Source organism: Variovorax boronicumulans, assembly GCF_019352895.1.
Classification (GTDB): domain Bacteria; phylum Pseudomonadota; class Gammaproteobacteria; order Burkholderiales; family Burkholderiaceae_C; genus Variovorax; species Variovorax boronicumulans_A.
Window position 1 is genome coordinate 1,915,393 of sequence record NZ_JAAAFX010000004.1, and the last position, 15,606, is coordinate 1,930,998.

Sequence of the window (15,606 nt, forward strand, 5' to 3'; positions counted from 1 at the left end):
GCGGCGAGCGGGTTATCACGGGGACGCGGCGGCGGCCGCGAACCCTATTCTGGAAGACACGTCCGATGCGACGTGGTGCAGTTCTTGCAAGACCTGCTCCACGCCTCATCGACATCCTTTTCCCGAACCCGCTGGAGAACTCCGCCCATGCCTGGAAACCCGTACCGCCGTCCGATCGCCTTCAAGCTGCTCGCCACCCTCGTGGTGGCCGGCTCGGCTTTCTCGGGCACCGTCTTCGCGCGCGACCTGGTGGTCGCGCTCAAGACCGAGCCCACGTCGATGGACCCGCAGTACCACGCGCTCACGCCGAACATCCAGCTCTCGCAGACGCTGTTCGACCCGCTGGTGTGCGTCGACGCCGACCTCGCGCCCGAACCCTGCCTGGCCCAGTCCTGGACCGCCGAGGGCAAGGTCTGGACCTTCAAGCTGCGGCCCAACGTCAAGTTCTCCGACGGCTCGCCCATGACCTCGGCCGACGTGCTGTTCACCATGGACCGCGTGCCCAAGGTGCCCAACAGCCCGTCCTCCTTCAAGGTCTACCTGCAGAAGGTCGAGAAGATCGAGGCGCCCGATCCGCTGACGGTGCGCATCACCACCACCGAGCCGTACCCGCTGCTGGCCATCAACATGGTGGGGCTGCCGATCATGTCGGCCAAGGCCGCGGCCGGGGCCGCGCCCGAGGGCAAGACCACCACCGAGCTCAACGCCGGCAACGGCCTGGTCGGCACCGGCCCCTACAAGTTCGTCTCGTGGAAGCGCGGCTCGGAGATCATCTTCGAGCGCAACCCTAACTACTGGGGCAAGGCGCCGGCCTGGGACAAGGTGATCTACCGCCCGATCAGCAACCCGGCCGCGCGCACCGCGGCGCTGCTCGCGGGTGACGTGGACCTGGTGGAAGACCCGCCGACCGACGACCTCGAGCGCCTCAAGAAGGACGCCAAGCTGCGCGTCGAGACCAAGGCCTCGAACCGCATCATCTACGTGGCGCTCGACCAGAACGGCGAGACCACGCCCGGCATCACCGGCACCAACGACAAGAACCCGCTGCTCGACAAGCGCGTGCGCGAAGCGCTCTCGCTGGCCATCGACCGCTCGGCGCTGGTGTCGCGCACCATGGGCGGCGTGGCCTCGCCCGCGGCCCAGCTGCTGCCGTACCCGATGTTCGGCGCCAGCAAGAACCTCACGACGGCTGCCAAGCCCAACCCCGAGAAGGCCAAGGCGCTGCTCAAGGAGGCCGGCTATCCCGACGGCTTCACGCTGGTGCTGGGCACGCCCAACGGCCGCTACATCAACGACAGCAAGGTCGCGCAGACGCTGGCCGCGATGTGGACGCGCATCGGCGTCAAGACCTCGATCGACGCCAACGCGCCGGCCGTGTTCTTCAAGAACCGCGACAGCTACACCTACAGCGCCTACCTGGCCGGCTGGGGCACCGCGACCGGCGAGATGTCGAACACGCTGAACTCGCTCTTGGTCACGCCCGACAAGGACAAGGGCCTGGGCACCACCAACCGCAGCCGCTACTCGAACCCCGAGATGGACAAGCTGGTGGCCGAGTCGGCCAACCAGATGGACGACAAGGCCCGCGCGGCCACGCTGGCCAAGGCCAGCGAGATCGCGATGGCCGATTTCGCGATGCTGCCGATCCACTTCGAGCATTCGGTGTGGGCGATGAAGAAGGACGTGAGCTTCAAGGGCCGCGCCGACCAGCAGACCATGATCCAGTACGCGGTGCCTTCGAAGTAAGCCCGCAGGCATCCGACGCTGCCGCAGGGGCGACGGGCCGCAGAGCCCGCGCCCGATCGATCTTTTTTCCACGATGACGGCCGGCTGCTCTTGCTGAAGAGGCCGGCCCCCACGATCCCTTCCTGACGCGATGTCCGCCTTCATCATCCGCCGCCTGCTGCAGGCCGTGCTCGTCATGGCCGTGATGTCGGGCCTGGTCTTCGTCGGCCTCTACGTGGTCGGCGACCCGGTCTCGATGATGGCCAGCGCCGAGGCCACCGACCTCGAGCGCGACGAGATCCGCGCAGCCTTCGGGCTCGACAAGCCGCTGTGGCAGCAGTACGCGCTGTTCATGCAGCATGCGGTGCAGCTCGACTTCGGCAAGAGCTTCCTCACCGGCCAGTCGGCCATGGGCCTGATCCTCGAGCGCATGCCCGCCACGCTGGAGCTGGCGGTGGTGTCGATGGGGCTCGCGATGCTGCTCGGCGTGCCGCTGGGCATCTGGGCCGGGCTGCGGCCGCATGCCCTGAGCACGCGCGGCATCATGACCGGCTCGGTGCTGGGCTTCTCGCTGCCCAACTTCTGGGTCGGCCTGATGCTGATCATGGTGTTCGCGGTCTACCTGGGCTGGCTGCCGGCCAGCGGGCGCGGCGCCACGGTGCACCTGGGGCCGCTGGACCTCAGCGTGCTCACGCTCGACGGCTGGTCGCGGCTGGTGCTGCCGGCCGTGACCATCGCGCTGGCCAAGGGCGCGCTGATCATCCGCGTGACGCGGGCCGCCACGCGCGAGGCGCTGCCCATGGACTACATCAAGTTCGCGCGCGCCAAGGGCCTGGGCTGGAGCCGCATCCTGCGCGTGCACCTGCTCAAGAACATCATGATCCCGATCGTCACCGTGGGCGGCCTCGAGTTCGGCCAGGTGGTGGCCTTCGCGGTGGTCACCGAGACCATCTTCGCCTGGCCCGGAATGGGCAAGCTGCTGCTCGACTCGATCATCACGCTCGACCGCCCGGTGGTCGTGGCCTACCTGATCCTCATCGTGTTCTTCCTCGTGATGCTCAATCTCGCGGTGGACATCCTCTATTCGGTGCTCGACCCGCGCGTGCGGCTGCAGGGAGCCAAGGCATGAACGACACCACCCTCCAGGCCGCGGTGGCCGCCCCCGAGGCGCTGCCCGCGCTGATCGCCGAAGGCCCGGTGCTGCTGCCACCGCCCGAGACGCCCTGGCAGCGCTTCCGGCGCGAGTTCCTGGCCAACAAGCTGGCGGTGTTCGGCCTGGTGCTGCTGACGCTGGCGGTCGGCGTGGCGCTGCTCGCGCCCTGGATCTCGCCGCAGAACCCCTACGACATCGGCAAGCTCGACATCTTCGATTCCAAGCTGCCGCCCGGCAGCAAGGACGCGGCCGGCACCATGACCTACTGGCTGGGCACCGACGGCCAGGCGCGCGACCTGCTCTCGGCCATCTTCTACGGCCTGCGCACCAGCCTGATGGTGGGCGGCATCTCGGTGGCGGCGGCGCTGGCCATCGGCAGCGTGGTCGGCCTGGCCGCGGCCTACTTCGGCGGCTGGATCGACGCGCTGCTGATGCGCATCGTCGACATCCAGCTGTCCTTCCCGGCCATCCTGGTGGCGCTGATCCTGCTGGCCATCCTGGGCAAGGGCGTGGACAAGGTGATCATCGCGCTGGTCATCGTGCAGTGGGCCTACTTCGCGCGGGCCGCGCGCGGCGCGGCGCTGGTCGAGCGCGCCAAGGAATACATCGAGGCCGCGCAGTGCATGTCGCTGGGCTGGCCGCGGGTGCTGCTGCGCCACATGCTGCCCAACTGCATGCCGCCGCTGATCGTGATCGCGACCATCGACCTGGCGCACGCCATCGCGCTCGAATCGACGCTGTCCTTCCTGGGCGTGGGCGTGCCTGTGACCGAGCCCTCGCTGGGCATGCTGATCGCCAACGGCTTCGAGTTTTTGCTCTCGGGCAACTACTGGATCTCGTTCTTCCCGGGCATCGCGCTGGCCTTGTCGATCGTGGGCATCAACCTGGTGGGCGACCACCTGCGCGACATCCTGAACCCGCACAACGCACACTGAGCATGACGATGGCATCGAAGACATCCAGCGTGCAGCCCGTGCTCGAGGTGCAGGGCCTGCAGACCCATTTCTTCACCCACGGCGGCGTGGTCAAGGCGGTCGACGGCGTCGACCTGCGTGTGAACGCCGGTGAGATCCTCGGGCTGGTGGGCGAGTCGGGCTCGGGCAAGAGCATCACCGGCTTCTCGGTGATCGGCCTGATCGATGCGCCCGGGCGCATCGCGGGCGGCCACATCCGCTACCTGGGGGAGGAACTGGTGGGCGCATCGGAAGCGCGACTGCAGAAGCTGCGCGGCAAGGAGATCGCGATGATCTTCCAGGACCCGATGATGACGCTCAACCCGGTGCTGCGCGTCGACACGCAGATGGTCGAGGCCATCCATGCGCACGAGAAGGTCAGTGCCAAGGCCGCGCTGGCCCGAGCGCGCGATGCGCTCGCGATGGTTGGCATCCCCTCGCCCGAGGAGCGGCTGCAGACCTATCCGCACCAGCTCTCGGGTGGCATGCGCCAGCGCGTGGCGATCGCCATTGCGCTGCTCAACCGGCCCAAGCTGATCATTGCCGACGAGCCGACCACGGCGCTCGACGTGACCATCCAGGCACAGATCCTCTACGAGGTGCAGAAGCTGTGCCGCGAGACCGGCACCGCGATGATCTGGATCACCCACGACCTGGCGGTGGTCTCGAGCCTGGCCGACCGCATCGCCGTGATGTATGCGGGGCGCATCGTCGAGAGCGGCACGACGGCCGACGTGATCCGCGCGCCCTCGCATCCCTACACGCGCGGCCTGATCGATTCGATTCCCACGCGCGCCACGCACGGCACCCTGCTGCGGCAGATCCCGGGCATGACGCCTTCGCTGCTGCACCTGCCGCAGGGCTGCGCCTTCCGGCCGCGCTGCGGCCATGCGACCGACACCTGCCTGGCCGTGCCGCAACCCGAGCCCGCGCCCGCGGGCAAGACGGTGCGCTGCTGGCACATGCTGACCCCCGAGATGGCCTGAACCGCTCATGGAAACCCTTCTCGAACAACCCACCCCCGTGACGACCGGCACGCCGCTGCTGCAGCTGAAGGGCATCTCCAAGCGCTTCACGCAGGACATCGACCTGGCCGCGCGCATCGCCAACCTCATGGGCGCCCAGAACCGCGCCTCGGTGGTGCACGCAGTGGCCGACGTCGACCTGGAGATCCGGCCCGGCGAGGTGATCGGCGTGGTCGGCGAATCCGGCTGCGGCAAGTCGACCCTGGGCCGCGTGATCGCGGGCATCAACCCGCCGACCGAAGGCACGGTCAGCTACCAGGGCAGGCCGATCGCGCAGATGAACGCCACCGAGCGCCGCGCCTGGGGCCTGGGCGTGCAGATGATCTTCCAGAACCCGATGGCCTCGCTCAACCCGCGCATGCGGGTGCTCGACATCGTGGGCGAGGCGCCGGTGGTGCACGGCCTGGTCAAGGCCTCGCAGAAGGCCGAATACGTGGGCGCGCTGATGCGCCAGGTCGGGCTCGACCCCGACTATGCGCAGCGCTACCCGCACCAGTTCTCGGGCGGGCAGCGCCAGCGCATCGGCATCGCACGCGCGCTGGCCCTCAAGCCGCGGCTGATCGTCTGCGACGAGGCGGTGGCCGCGCTCGACGTGTCGATCCAGGCCCAGGTGCTCAACCTGTTCCTCGCGCTGCGCCGCGAGTTCGACCTGACCTACCTGTTCATCAGCCACAACCTGGGCGTGGTGGGCCATGTGTCGGACCGCGTGGTCATCATGTACCTGGGCCGCATCGTCGAGGTCGCACCCACCGAGACCATCTTCAGCGCGCCCAACCATCCCTACACGCAGGCGCTGCTGTCGGAGCTGCCCACGCTCGAGACCACGCGCCGCGCCTACCAGCCCATCAAGGGCGAACTGCCATCCCCCCTGGCGCCGCCGCCCGGCTGCGCCTTCCACCCGCGCTGCCCGCACGCGATGCCGCGCTGCAAGACCGAGGCGCCGCTGCTGCGCACGCTGCAGACCGGCCACACCAGCGCCTGCCACCTCAACGACATGCCCTCATGACCACGACCGTCCTTCCGAGCGTTCCGACGCCGTTCCCTCCTTTCACGCTGCGCCTGCCCGAGGGCGAGCCCGTGCCGCTGGTCTGCGACTCGCCGCACAGCGGCACGCAGTACCCCGACGACTTCGGCTACGCCGTGCCCTTCGACGTCCTGCGCGGCGGCGAGGACACCGACGTGCACGTGCTGTGGCAGGCCTTGCCCTCGGTCGGCGCCACCTTGCTCGCGGCCGAGTTCCCGCGCGCCTACATCGACCCCAACCGCGACATCGAGGACATCGACGCCGAACTGCTGTCCGGGCCCTGGCCCACGCCGCTGCAGCCCAGCGAGAAGACGCGCCTGGGCATCGGCCTGATCTGGCGCGACGCCGAGAAGAACGGCAAGTCGCCGATCTACGCGCGCAAGCTGCCGGTGGCCGAGGTGCAGCAGCGCATCGCGACCTACCACGCGCCCTACCACGCGGCGATGCGCGAGCAGATCGAGGCTGCCTATGCGCGCTTCGGCGCGGTGTGGCACCTGAACCTGCACTCGATGCCCGCCGATTCGTACGAGGGCCTGCAGATCCAGAGCGACCACCCGCTGGCCGACTTCGTGCTGGGCGACCGCGACGGCACCACGGCCGCACCCGAGTTCACGGCGCTGGTCGCCGAGTCGCTCAAGAAGCGCGGCTTCAGCGTGGCCATCAACGACCCGTTCAAGGGCGTGGCGCTGATCGCCCGCCTGGGCCGGCCGGCCGAGCGCCGCCACAGCCTGCAGGTGGAGATCCACCGCGGCCTGTACCTGGACGAAAAGACCCGCGAGCGCAGTGCGGGCTTCGATGCGCTGCAAGATGCGCTCACCGCTGTTTCCAAAGAGATTGCCGACTACGTGAAGGACCAAGTCAAATGACCGTGATTGCCGACATCGAAGAACGCCACGCGGAATTCACCGCGCTGCGCCGCGACATCCATGCGCACCCCGAGCTCGCCTTCAAGGAGACGCGCACCTCCGACCTGGTGGCCGAGCGCCTCGCGGCCTGGGGCATCGAGGTGCACCGCGGCCTGGGCCAGACCGGCGTGGTCGGCGTGCTGCACGGCAGCCGCGGCCCGGGCGAGCGCGCCATCGGCCTGCGCGCCGACATGGACGCGCTGCCCATGCCCGAGCACAACCTGTTCAAGCACGCCTCGAAGAACCCGGGCCGCATGCACGGCTGCGGCCACGACGGCCACACCGCGATGCTGCTGGGCGCGGCGCACTACCTGTCGACGCACCGCGATTTCGAGGGCACGGTCAACTTCATCTTCCAGCCCGCGGAGGAGGGCGGCAACGCCGGCGCCAAGGCCATGATGGACGATGGCCTGTTCGACAGATTCCCCTGCGAGGAGATCTACGGCATCCACAACATGCCCGGCTTCACGACGGGCCACTTCGCCTTCCGCAAAGGCGCGGCCATGGCCTCGAGCAACCGCTTCGACATCATCGTGCGCGGCACCGGCGGCCATGCGGCCCAGCCGCACAAGGCGGTCGACACCATCGTGATCGCGGCCGAGATGGTCGGCGCGCTGCAGACGCTGATCTCGCGCCACAAGAACCCGATCGACGTGGCGGTGGTGAGCGTGACGCAGATCCATGCCGGCGATGCCTACAACGTGCTGCCCGGCGAGGCCGTGATCCGCGGCACCGTGCGCACCTTCAGCACCGCGGTGCTCGACGAGATCGAAAGCAACATGCGCCGCATGGCCGAACTGCTGCCGCAGGTGCACGGCGGCACCGGCGAACTCAAGTTTCACCGCGCCTACCCGCCGCTGGTCAACTGGGACGCGCAGACGGACTTCGCGATGCAGGTCGCCAAGGACACCTTCGGCGCCGACAAGGTCGACCCGAACACGCCCCAGCACGGCGGCGCCGAGGACTTCTCCTTCTACCTGGAGAAGGTGCCGGGCTGCTACCTGTTCGTGGGCAACGGCGGCGGCGGCCACCGCGAGAACACCTACCACGGCATGGGACCGTGCGAGCTGCACAACCCGAACTACGACTTCAACGACGAATTGCTGCCGGTGGGGTCGACCTACTGGGTGCGGTTGGTGGAGGCGTTCTTCGCGCGGGAGTAGCCGCCCCCGTCGCGCTTGATCAGGAGCGGGCCTCGACGCGATGAAAAGCGCCGAGGACCGGCGCTCGTTTTTGCCGCACCAGATCCGACTGCTCGACCCAACGTCAACCATGCTGACCTACACCACGCTGAAGCTCGGCCCTTCCGACGGCAAGACCGCCGGGGTGTCCGATCCCGCGGCGGCCCTCGCCCTCGTGAAGGGCGTCGATTGGGCAACCATCATGGTGGCGTGGCTGGAGACGCAAGAGGCGCCCCTGCCTGCAGTGATCTTTTGTTCGCCGGATCGGCGGGCCAGGCTTCATGTGAGCACCATTCCGCTGTCATTGCCCGGCTCGTCCTGTCAGCAGGTGATGCTGATGTGGAAGGAGAAGACTGGCTGGTTCCAATCGCGCCGTCATGTGCTCTCGGCCGAGGTGCACGACCATGCCCTGTTGACGCGGTGCCTGGCCGACCTCGCTGCGGGGGAGATCGAGGCCCTCATTCAGCTTCTGCGTGCCGAGGGCGTCAGCGTGCTGGATTGAAGGATGACCGTTGGGCGCTGGCATCGGTGGGTGGTCGGTCGTGCGGCTGCGCATCGCCGCATGCAGCCCGTGCTCACATCTCCCCGCAAAGATCCTGCCGTAACCAGCGTTCGCAGCCATCGCCACGCAGGCCCGCCGCCAGCAGCACATGCAGCTTCCCGAGCGCCGCCTCGGCAGTCATGCCGCCGCCGTCGATCACGCCGGCATCGGCCAGACGCCGGCTCGCTTCGTAGCTGTCCATGCGCACCCGGCCATCGGCGCATTGGCTCACGGCCAGCAGCAGCACGCCGGCGCGGTGGGCGCGCGCCAGCGCGGCCATGAAGGCGGCATCGCCGGTGGGTGCGGTGCCGCTGCCGTAGCAGGCCAGCACGCAGCCGGCGATGCCCGCGTGCGGCAGCGCGTCGAGCAGTTCGGGCGCGAAGCCGGGGTGCAGCGTGAGGAGGGCGACGCGACGCGGCTGCCAGCGCTGGCGCAGCGACCACGGCGCCGGCACGCGATCCGCCACCGGGCCGGGAGCGCGCTCCGCGAAGGTGTCGAAGCCCTCGCTGCGCCGCTTGCTGCAGCGCACCGCGCTCAGGGTGCGGCCCGCGAAATGAAGCCGCAGGCCCGAGGCACCGGGCTCGCGCAAGGCAGCGACGGCACCGCGCACGTTGGGCCAGGCATCGCTGTGGGGGGCGATGGCCGGGAGCATGCTGCCGGTGAACACGACCGGGATGGGCAGCCCCTGCAGCAGGAAAGCCATCGCCGCGGCGCTGTGGGCCAGGGTGTCGGTGCCGTGCAGCACCAGCACGCCGTCGCAACCGGCATCCGCCAGCGCCAGGATCGCGTCGGCCATCGCGTGCCAGGTGGCGGGGGTGGCGTCGGCGCTGTCGATGGGCGGAGCGAGCGCGGCGATGCGCCACTGCAGCGCCTTGCCGTGCAGGGCCTGCAGGGTCGCCTGCAGGCTGTCGGCGAGCGCGGCCGACGGTGCCAGCGTGCCCGCGTGTGGCTGCATGCCGATGGTGCCGCCGGTGTAGAGCACGCCGATGCGCGGCGCGGCGTTCACGACGACGACGCGGCCGGAACGCCCGTACGGTCGAGCAGGGCCTCGGCCACGAGCTGGGTCACGTCGACCAGGCGCCCGTCGCCCGGCAGTTCGGCCACCAGCGGCAGCTCGGTGCAGGCCAGCAGCACGACAGGCGCCTCGATGCCCGCGAGCAGCGCGGCGAAGCGCTTGCGCAGGCCCGGGTGTGCGGCACCGCGCCACTTGATGTCGTAGATGAGCTGGTGCAGCGCTTCGGTGGCCTCGCTGCCCAGCGGCTCGAAGTCGAAGCGCGTGCGCAGCGTGCGGTAGGGCGACCATTCGCCCAGTTCGGCCACCGGCCGCGCGCCCAGCAGGCATACGCGTTGCGCACCGATGCGCGCCAGATGCTCGCCCACGACCTCGGTGAAGGACAGCAGTTGGGCGCGCAACGCCAGCGCCTGCAGCCGGTCGGCGAACAGGTTGAGCGTGTTGCAGGCGATCGCATAGACGGCGACCCGGCCGTCGAGCGCCTGCGCGTCGGCCTTTAGCGCGGCCCAGACCTGCGCCTCGGTGCGCTCGAGTTCCATCGACAGGCCCAGCACCGGGTCGGAGACGACGTGGACCGTGGGCGCGTCGATGTCGCCACGGAAGGCCGGGCCCAGGCGGCGACGGTTCTCGTGCAGCAGCTTGGTCCAGAGGTCGATGCCGGCTTCGGGGCCCGAGCCCGTGAGGATGCCGATGGCGGGGCGGCTTCGGGGTTCGGCGTGCGAGAGGTCGGTGGGGCCCGCCGCAGCGGTGCCCAGGGTGCAGGAAGAAGTCATGGGCAAATTCTCGAAGCCGGTCCCGGCCCGGGCAATTCCGCGACCCTTGCGCTTTCGCCGCGACTTGCCGCCGCCGCCGTCGCGAACTGATGCGCGCCCCGTCAGCGCAGTTGGAACAAGCCCTGCTCGAGCTTCACGGCCTGCAGCTGTTCGCGGATGTCCGAGCCGATGGCCGGATCGTCCGGCGCGAACAGGCCCAGCTGCCGGTAGCAGCTCACGCGCCGGATCTCGGTGCCCAGGTAGTCCCACACCACGCGGCTGCAGCAGGGTGCGCGCTGGTCGTTCGAGGCCACGCCCAGCTTGAGCCCGTTGAGCCGCGTCACGCGGTTCTTGAAGCTGGGCGTGAGCACGGTCTGCGAGATCTCGTTGGAGGTCAGCGATTCGTAGTCGACCAGGAACAGCTTGCCCTGCAGGTCGAAGGCGGTGCCGATGTAGCGGCAGCGCACATGGTCGGCGGGTGCGTCGGCCTGCTGCAGGCGTTCGGTGCGCTCGTAGCTGAAATAACCGGCGTCCGCGCGCAGGTGGACCAGCGAACGCAGGATGTGGCCGGGCGAGGACATCGAGTGGTAGTACTCGAAGTAGTAGCCGACATGGCGCGCGAGCCGGGACTCGGAGGACTGCGCCCGCAGGTGCTCGAGGTGCGCGAGCGGCGGCGACTTCGGCTGGGCCTCGGCCCCCCCGTCGCGGCGCACGCCGATCAGCTGCGCGAAGGCGGGCGCGGGCTGTGCGATCTCGAGTTCGTCGACGCCGAAGAAGTCGCAGATGCGCTTGAGGTTGTGGGCCGTCGGCACCGACTGGCCGCTCAGGTACTTGTTGAACTGCGCGCGGTTGATCTCGAGCCGCCGGCAGACGTCGGCGATCGAGCGGTAGTGGCTGCACAGCAGCTTGAGGTTGCCGGGGAAGTACGCGTTCATGCGCGGGAGCGTAGCAGGGCAAGGGTGGCGCAAGATGGCGCGCGCATCGCGCCGATTCGCGCCATCTTTGGTCGGTCGCGAAATTGCGGCGCCGGGGGCCGGAACCGACAATTTCGCCACCCCTCCCGCCGCTTCACCGCACCTCGCATGAACACCACCCACCCGCTCCAGACCCTGTCCCCGCCGCTGCCCGACGCGGCCGATCCCGACGCGTCGCGGCGCCTGTTCCGGCGTCTCGACTGGCGCATGCTTCCGCTGTTAATGGTCTGCTACATGGTGGCCTACATCGACCGCGTGAACCTGGGCTATGCGCAGCTGCAGATGAAGCAGACGCTGCCCTTCGGCGACGAGGTCTACGGCCTGGGCGCCGGCATCTTCTTCATCGGCTACTTCCTGTTCGAGGTGCCCAGCAGCATGCTGCTCAAGCGCATCGGCGCGCGCGCCACGCTGCTGCGCATCATGTTCTGCTGGGGCCTGGTCGCGGCCGGCATGATGTTCGTGCAGACGCCCACGCAGTTCTACACGCTGCGTTTCCTGCTCGGCGTGTTCGAGGCCGGCTTCCTGCCCGGCGTCGTCTACTACCTGACGCAGTGGTACCCCTCGGCGCGGCGCGGACAGGTGGTGGCGATCTTCATGGCCGCCGCCGTGGCCGCCGGCGTGCTCGCCGGCCCGATGTCGGGCTTCATCATGAAGCACTTCGACGGCGTCCACGGCTGGACGGGCTGGCAGTGGCTGTTCCTGCTGCAAGGGCTGCCGGCCTCGGTGCTGGGCGTGGTGGTCTGGTTCTGCCTGCACGACAGCCCCGAGCAGGCGCCCTGGCTGTCGGCCGAAGAGAAGGCCCTGCTGCGCCGGGAGCTCGCGACCGACCCCGCCGTGGCGTCGGCGGGCCACGGCAGCATGCGAGCGCTGCTGAAAGACCCGCGCGTCTACGCGCTGGCGCTGGTCGACTTCCTGCTGATCGGCGCCAACTACGCGCTGGTGTTCTGGATGCCCACGCTGATCAAGGGCTGGGGCGTGACCGACCTGGTGCAGATCGGCCTCTATGCGGCGGTGCCGCAGGTGCTGGGCGTGATCGGCATGATCCTCATCGGCCGCAGCTCCGACCGCCGCGGCGAGCGGCGCTGGCACTACGCGGCCTCGAGCTTCCTCGCGGCGCTCGGGCTCTGGATCACGATCCAGGCGCAGAGCCATCTGGCGCTCTCGATGCTGGGCCTGTGCATCGCGGTGATCGGCCTGGCCGCGGCCACGCCGCTGTTCATCACCGTCGTCACCGAGTACCTGGCCAAACCCGTCGCCGCCACCGGCATCGCCTTCATCAACAGCCTCGCAATCCTGGGCGGCGCGGTGAGCCCGCCGGTCATCGGCATGATCAACGCGCGCGCCGGCAACCCGGTGCCGGCCATCTACTTCGTGCTGACGCTCTATGTGCTGTCGGGCCTGCTGATGCTGGCCGTGGTGCGCCGCCGGCGCTGAACCCGAGAAACGAGATGAACCCCACCGAGACCGATTCCTTCGACCTGCTGCTGCGCGGCGGCACCGTGATCGACGGCACGCGCGCGCCGCGTCTGCGTGCCGACGTCGGCGTGCGCGACGGGCGCATCGCCGCCATCGGCGACCTGTCGCAGGCCCGGGCCGCAGAGGTGATCGACGCCACCGGCCGCATCGTGGCGCCGGGCTTCGTCGATGCGCACACGCACGACGACCAGGCGCTGCTGCTGCAGCCCGAGATGCGCTTCAAGGTCTCGCAGGGCGTGACCACGGTGGTTACCGGCAACTGCGGCATGAGCGCCGCGCCGCTGCGCACGGGCGACGTGCTGCCGATGCCCATGGGCCTGATGGACGATGCCGACGGGTCGCGCTTTGCGCGCTTCGGCGATTACCTGCAGGCGTTGCGCGAGCACCCGCCCGCGCTCAACGTCGCGGCCTTCGTGGGCCACACCAACCTGCGCGTCTGGGCCATGCGCGACCTGCAGCGCAGTGCCAATGCAGGCGAGATCGACGCGATGCGCGAACTGCTGCGGGAAGCGCTCGAGGCCGGCGCGCTGGGCCTGTCGGCCGGCACCTTCTACCCGCCCGCGGCCCATGCCTCGGCCGAGGAGATCATCGCCGTCGGCCGCGACCTGGCCGCGCATGGCGCGCGCTTCGCGACCCACATGCGCGACGAATCGGGCCAGGTGATGGACGCGCTCGAGGAAACCTTCGCCATCGGGCAGGCGCTCGGCGTGCCGGTGGTGATCTCGCACCACAAGGTGCAGGGACGCGCCAACTTCGGGCGCACCGCGCAGACGCTGCCGCGCATCCGCGAGGCCATGAAGCACCAGTGCGTGGCGCTCGACTGCTACCCCTACGGCGCCGGCTCCACCATGATCCGCACCGACCGCGGCATGCTCGACGGCCGCGTGCTGATCGCCTCCAGCACGCCGCACCCCGAGTGCGCGGGCCGCGACCTCGACGACATCGCGCGCGACTGGGGCGTGCCGCGCGAAGAGGCCGCGCGCCGCCTGCAGCCCGGCAGCGCGATCACCTTCCTGATGGACGAGCACGACGTGCAGCGCGTGCTGGCCTTCGACGACACCATGATCGGCTCCGATGGCCTGCCGACCGGCCCGAGCCCGCACCCGCGGCTGTGGGGCACCTTCCCACGCGTGCTGGGCCACTACAGCCGCGACATCGGCCTGTTCCCGCTCGAGACCGCGGTCTGGAAGATGACCGGGCTCACGGCGCGCAACTTCGGCCTGCAGGGGCGCGGCACGCTGGCCGTGGGGCAGCAGGCCGACATCGTGGTCTTCGACGCCGCCACCGTGCGCGACGCCGCCACCTACGCCGATCCCGAGCAGGCCGCCGAGGGCATCGAGGCGGTGTTCGTCAACGGCGTGCCGACCTGGCGCGCGGGTGCCTCGACGGGCGCGCGGGCCGGGCAGGTGCTGACGCGCGCACGGGCCGGGTGAGGCGCGTTGTGTAGAGTGGGACGCACCGGATCATCCGATCCGTTCTCGACAGGAAACCCATGCACCTCGAAGGCTCCTGCCATTGCCGCGCCGTCCGCTTCTCGCTCGACGCCGACAGCCCGGTCCCGTTCATGCACTGCCATTGCTCGATCTGCCGCAAGACGGCCGGGGGCGGGGCTACGCGATCAACCTGGGCGGCGATGCCCGCACGCTGAAGGTCAAGGGCGCGAAGCACCTGGGCACCTACCACGCCGTGATGCGGGAAGAGGGCAAGCGCGCCACCCGCTCGAAGGCCGAGCGCCGCTTCTGCCTCAAGTGCGGCAGCGCGCTGTGGCTGTGGGACCCGCGCTGGCCCGAGCTGATCCATCCGCATGCCTCGGCCATCGACACGCCGTTGCCCAAGCCGCCCGAGGTAGTGGAGGCGGCGCTGGACTTCGCCGTCGGCTGGGAAGACGCCCAAAGGCCGAGGCCACAAGCACTTCGCGCGCTTTCCGTCCGAGTCGCTGGCGGAGTGGCACCAGCGGCACGGGCTGGAGGGTTGAAGGCGCAGATCCCGGAGGCTTGCCGCCGGGTTCGCCAGCAGAAGCCGCAGAGAAGCCTCGCCGAATCTGGCTAAGTGTGTCTCTCGTGCTCGGCGACTGCGCTGGCTGGGGGGCGGGTCAAGAGGGCCTCGATCTCGGCGACGAACGGGACCGGAGAATCCAGGTGAGGGATATGTGCGACGGGCAGTTGCATGCAGCGTGCGCCTTCGATATTTGTCGCGATGGATTCACCCAACGCCGGCGGCGTCGACAGGTCGTACCGACCCGTGACGACAGTGGTCGGCGCATGGATGCGATGCAGTATCGGACGAAGGTCCATCTCGGAGAGCGCCTCGCCCGCGGCAGCGTAGGCCAAGGGGTCGACGAGCAGAAAGTTCTGCCGCACCGTCGCGATCAGGGCCTCGTTGCGCATGGCATTGGCCTCGAGGAACCAACGCCCGAGCGTGCTTTCGAGCAGCGCGCGCATTCCGCCTGCGCGCACTGTCTCGATGCGTGTCGGCCAGACGCCTTCGGGCAAGCGGGCCGCCGTGTTGGACACCAGCAGCCCCTTGAGCCGATGACTCGCGTGTGCGCCGAGCCAGAGGCCGATCATTCCGCCGATGGAGATGCCGGCGAAATGAAAGCGCTCGGCGCCCGCGGCGTCGGCCACGGCCAGCATGTCTTCGGCGAGCAAGCCGATCGTCCAGGGCGTGCGGACCGCCTGCTGTACAAGCGCCGATGCGCCGTGTCCGCGGTAGTCCATGCGGATGACACGAAATGAATTCATCAGGCGCGGCATCACGCAGTCCCAGAGCGACTGGTCGGTGCCGAGCGAATTTCCGAGCAGCAAGGGCGGGCGTGCGGGGTGGCCGTCGGCACGCCAGTACAGGCGCGCGCTGTCGCGATCGATGAAGGGCATGGTCTTGTTCTT

Annotated in this window: 14 protein-coding genes and 1 pseudogene; 11 read left to right on the top strand and 4 right to left on the bottom strand. The window is 69.4% G+C overall.

Annotation, left to right across the window (positions count from 1 at the left end):
* Positions 1-147 precede the first annotated feature (147 nt).
* The 8 genes from K0H49_RS10430 (at position 148) to K0H49_RS10465 (ending at position 8,468) form a co-directional block, all read left to right on the top strand.
* Positions 148-1,746, top strand: a complete 1,599-nt coding sequence (locus K0H49_RS10430; RefSeq protein ID WP_374122330.1) for an ABC transporter substrate-binding protein — start codon at positions 148-150, stop codon at positions 1,744-1,746.
* Positions 1,747-1,876: 130 nt separating this feature from the next.
* Positions 1,877-2,854 (top strand): ABC transporter permease, encoded by a 978-nt coding sequence (locus K0H49_RS10435; RefSeq protein WP_219211795.1) that lies wholly within the window; start codon positions 1,877-1,879, stop codon positions 2,852-2,854.
* Positions 2,851-3,813 carry an ABC transporter permease gene (locus K0H49_RS10440; RefSeq protein ID WP_219211804.1) on the top strand — a complete coding sequence of 321 codons (963 nt, stop codon included), beginning with the start codon at positions 2,851-2,853 and terminating at the stop codon, positions 3,811-3,813. Before K0H49_RS10435 ends, K0H49_RS10440 begins: the two co-directional genes overlap by 4 nt.
* Before the next feature lie 8 nt (positions 3,814-3,821).
* Positions 3,822-4,817, top strand: coding sequence for an ABC transporter ATP-binding protein (locus tag K0H49_RS10445; RefSeq protein ID WP_257624653.1), 996 nt, complete (start codon positions 3,822-3,824; stop codon positions 4,815-4,817).
* A 7-nt stretch (positions 4,818-4,824) separates the two neighbouring features.
* Positions 4,825-5,862: an ABC transporter ATP-binding protein gene (locus K0H49_RS10450; protein ID WP_219211808.1), complete on the top strand. Its 1,038-nt coding sequence runs from the start codon at positions 4,825-4,827 to the stop codon at positions 5,860-5,862.
* Complete coding sequence (locus K0H49_RS10455; protein ID WP_219211811.1) at positions 5,859-6,746, top strand: N-formylglutamate amidohydrolase; 888 nt, start codon at positions 5,859-5,861, stop codon at positions 6,744-6,746. Before K0H49_RS10450 ends, K0H49_RS10455 begins: the two co-directional genes overlap by 4 nt.
* Entirely contained in the window at positions 6,743-7,948 is a 1,206-nt protein-coding gene (locus tag K0H49_RS10460; protein ID WP_219211812.1) for a M20 aminoacylase family protein, read from the top strand. Before K0H49_RS10455 ends, K0H49_RS10460 begins: the two co-directional genes overlap by 4 nt.
* 40 nt (positions 7,949-7,988) lie before the next feature.
* Positions 7,989-8,468: a hypothetical protein gene (locus tag K0H49_RS10465; protein ID WP_219211813.1), complete on the top strand. Its 480-nt coding sequence runs from the start codon at positions 7,989-7,991 to the stop codon at positions 8,466-8,468.
* A 73-nt stretch (positions 8,469-8,541) separates the two neighbouring features.
* On the opposite strand, the gene K0H49_RS30960 is transcribed toward K0H49_RS10465, so the two are convergent.
* From K0H49_RS30960 to K0H49_RS10480, 3 genes are all read right to left on the bottom strand, one after another.
* On the bottom strand, positions 8,542-9,513 hold the full coding sequence (locus K0H49_RS30960) for an asparaginase (RefSeq protein WP_219211814.1): 972 nt from the start codon (positions 9,511-9,513) through the stop codon (positions 8,542-8,544).
* Positions 9,510-10,292: an aspartate/glutamate racemase family protein gene (locus tag K0H49_RS10475; RefSeq protein ID WP_219211818.1), complete on the bottom strand. Its 783-nt coding sequence runs from the start codon at positions 10,290-10,292 to the stop codon at positions 9,510-9,512. Before K0H49_RS10475 ends, K0H49_RS30960 begins: the two co-directional genes overlap by 4 nt.
* Before the next feature lie 101 nt (positions 10,293-10,393).
* Positions 10,394-11,206: a helix-turn-helix domain-containing protein gene (locus K0H49_RS10480; RefSeq protein WP_219211820.1), complete on the bottom strand. Its 813-nt coding sequence runs from the start codon at positions 11,204-11,206 to the stop codon at positions 10,394-10,396.
* A 147-nt stretch (positions 11,207-11,353) separates the two neighbouring features.
* On the opposite strand from K0H49_RS10480, the gene K0H49_RS10485 reads away from it, so the two are divergent.
* From K0H49_RS10485 to K0H49_RS10495, 3 genes and pseudogenes are all read left to right on the top strand, one after another.
* Positions 11,354-12,679: an MFS transporter gene (locus tag K0H49_RS10485; RefSeq protein WP_219211822.1), complete on the top strand. Its 1,326-nt coding sequence runs from the start codon at positions 11,354-11,356 to the stop codon at positions 12,677-12,679.
* 14 nt (positions 12,680-12,693) lie between these two features.
* Positions 12,694-14,154: an N-acyl-D-amino-acid deacylase family protein gene (locus tag K0H49_RS10490; protein WP_219211823.1), complete on the top strand. Its 1,461-nt coding sequence runs from the start codon at positions 12,694-12,696 to the stop codon at positions 14,152-14,154.
* 59 nt (positions 14,155-14,213) lie between these two features.
* Positions 14,214-14,696 (top strand): annotated as a pseudogene (locus tag K0H49_RS10495) (GFA family protein).
* A 70-nt stretch (positions 14,697-14,766) separates the two neighbouring features.
* Here K0H49_RS10495 and K0H49_RS10500 read toward each other — a convergent pair.
* Positions 14,767-15,594, bottom strand: a complete 828-nt coding sequence (locus K0H49_RS10500) for an alpha/beta fold hydrolase (protein WP_219211826.1) — start codon at positions 15,592-15,594, stop codon at positions 14,767-14,769.
* Positions 15,595-15,606: the final 12 nt, after the last annotated feature.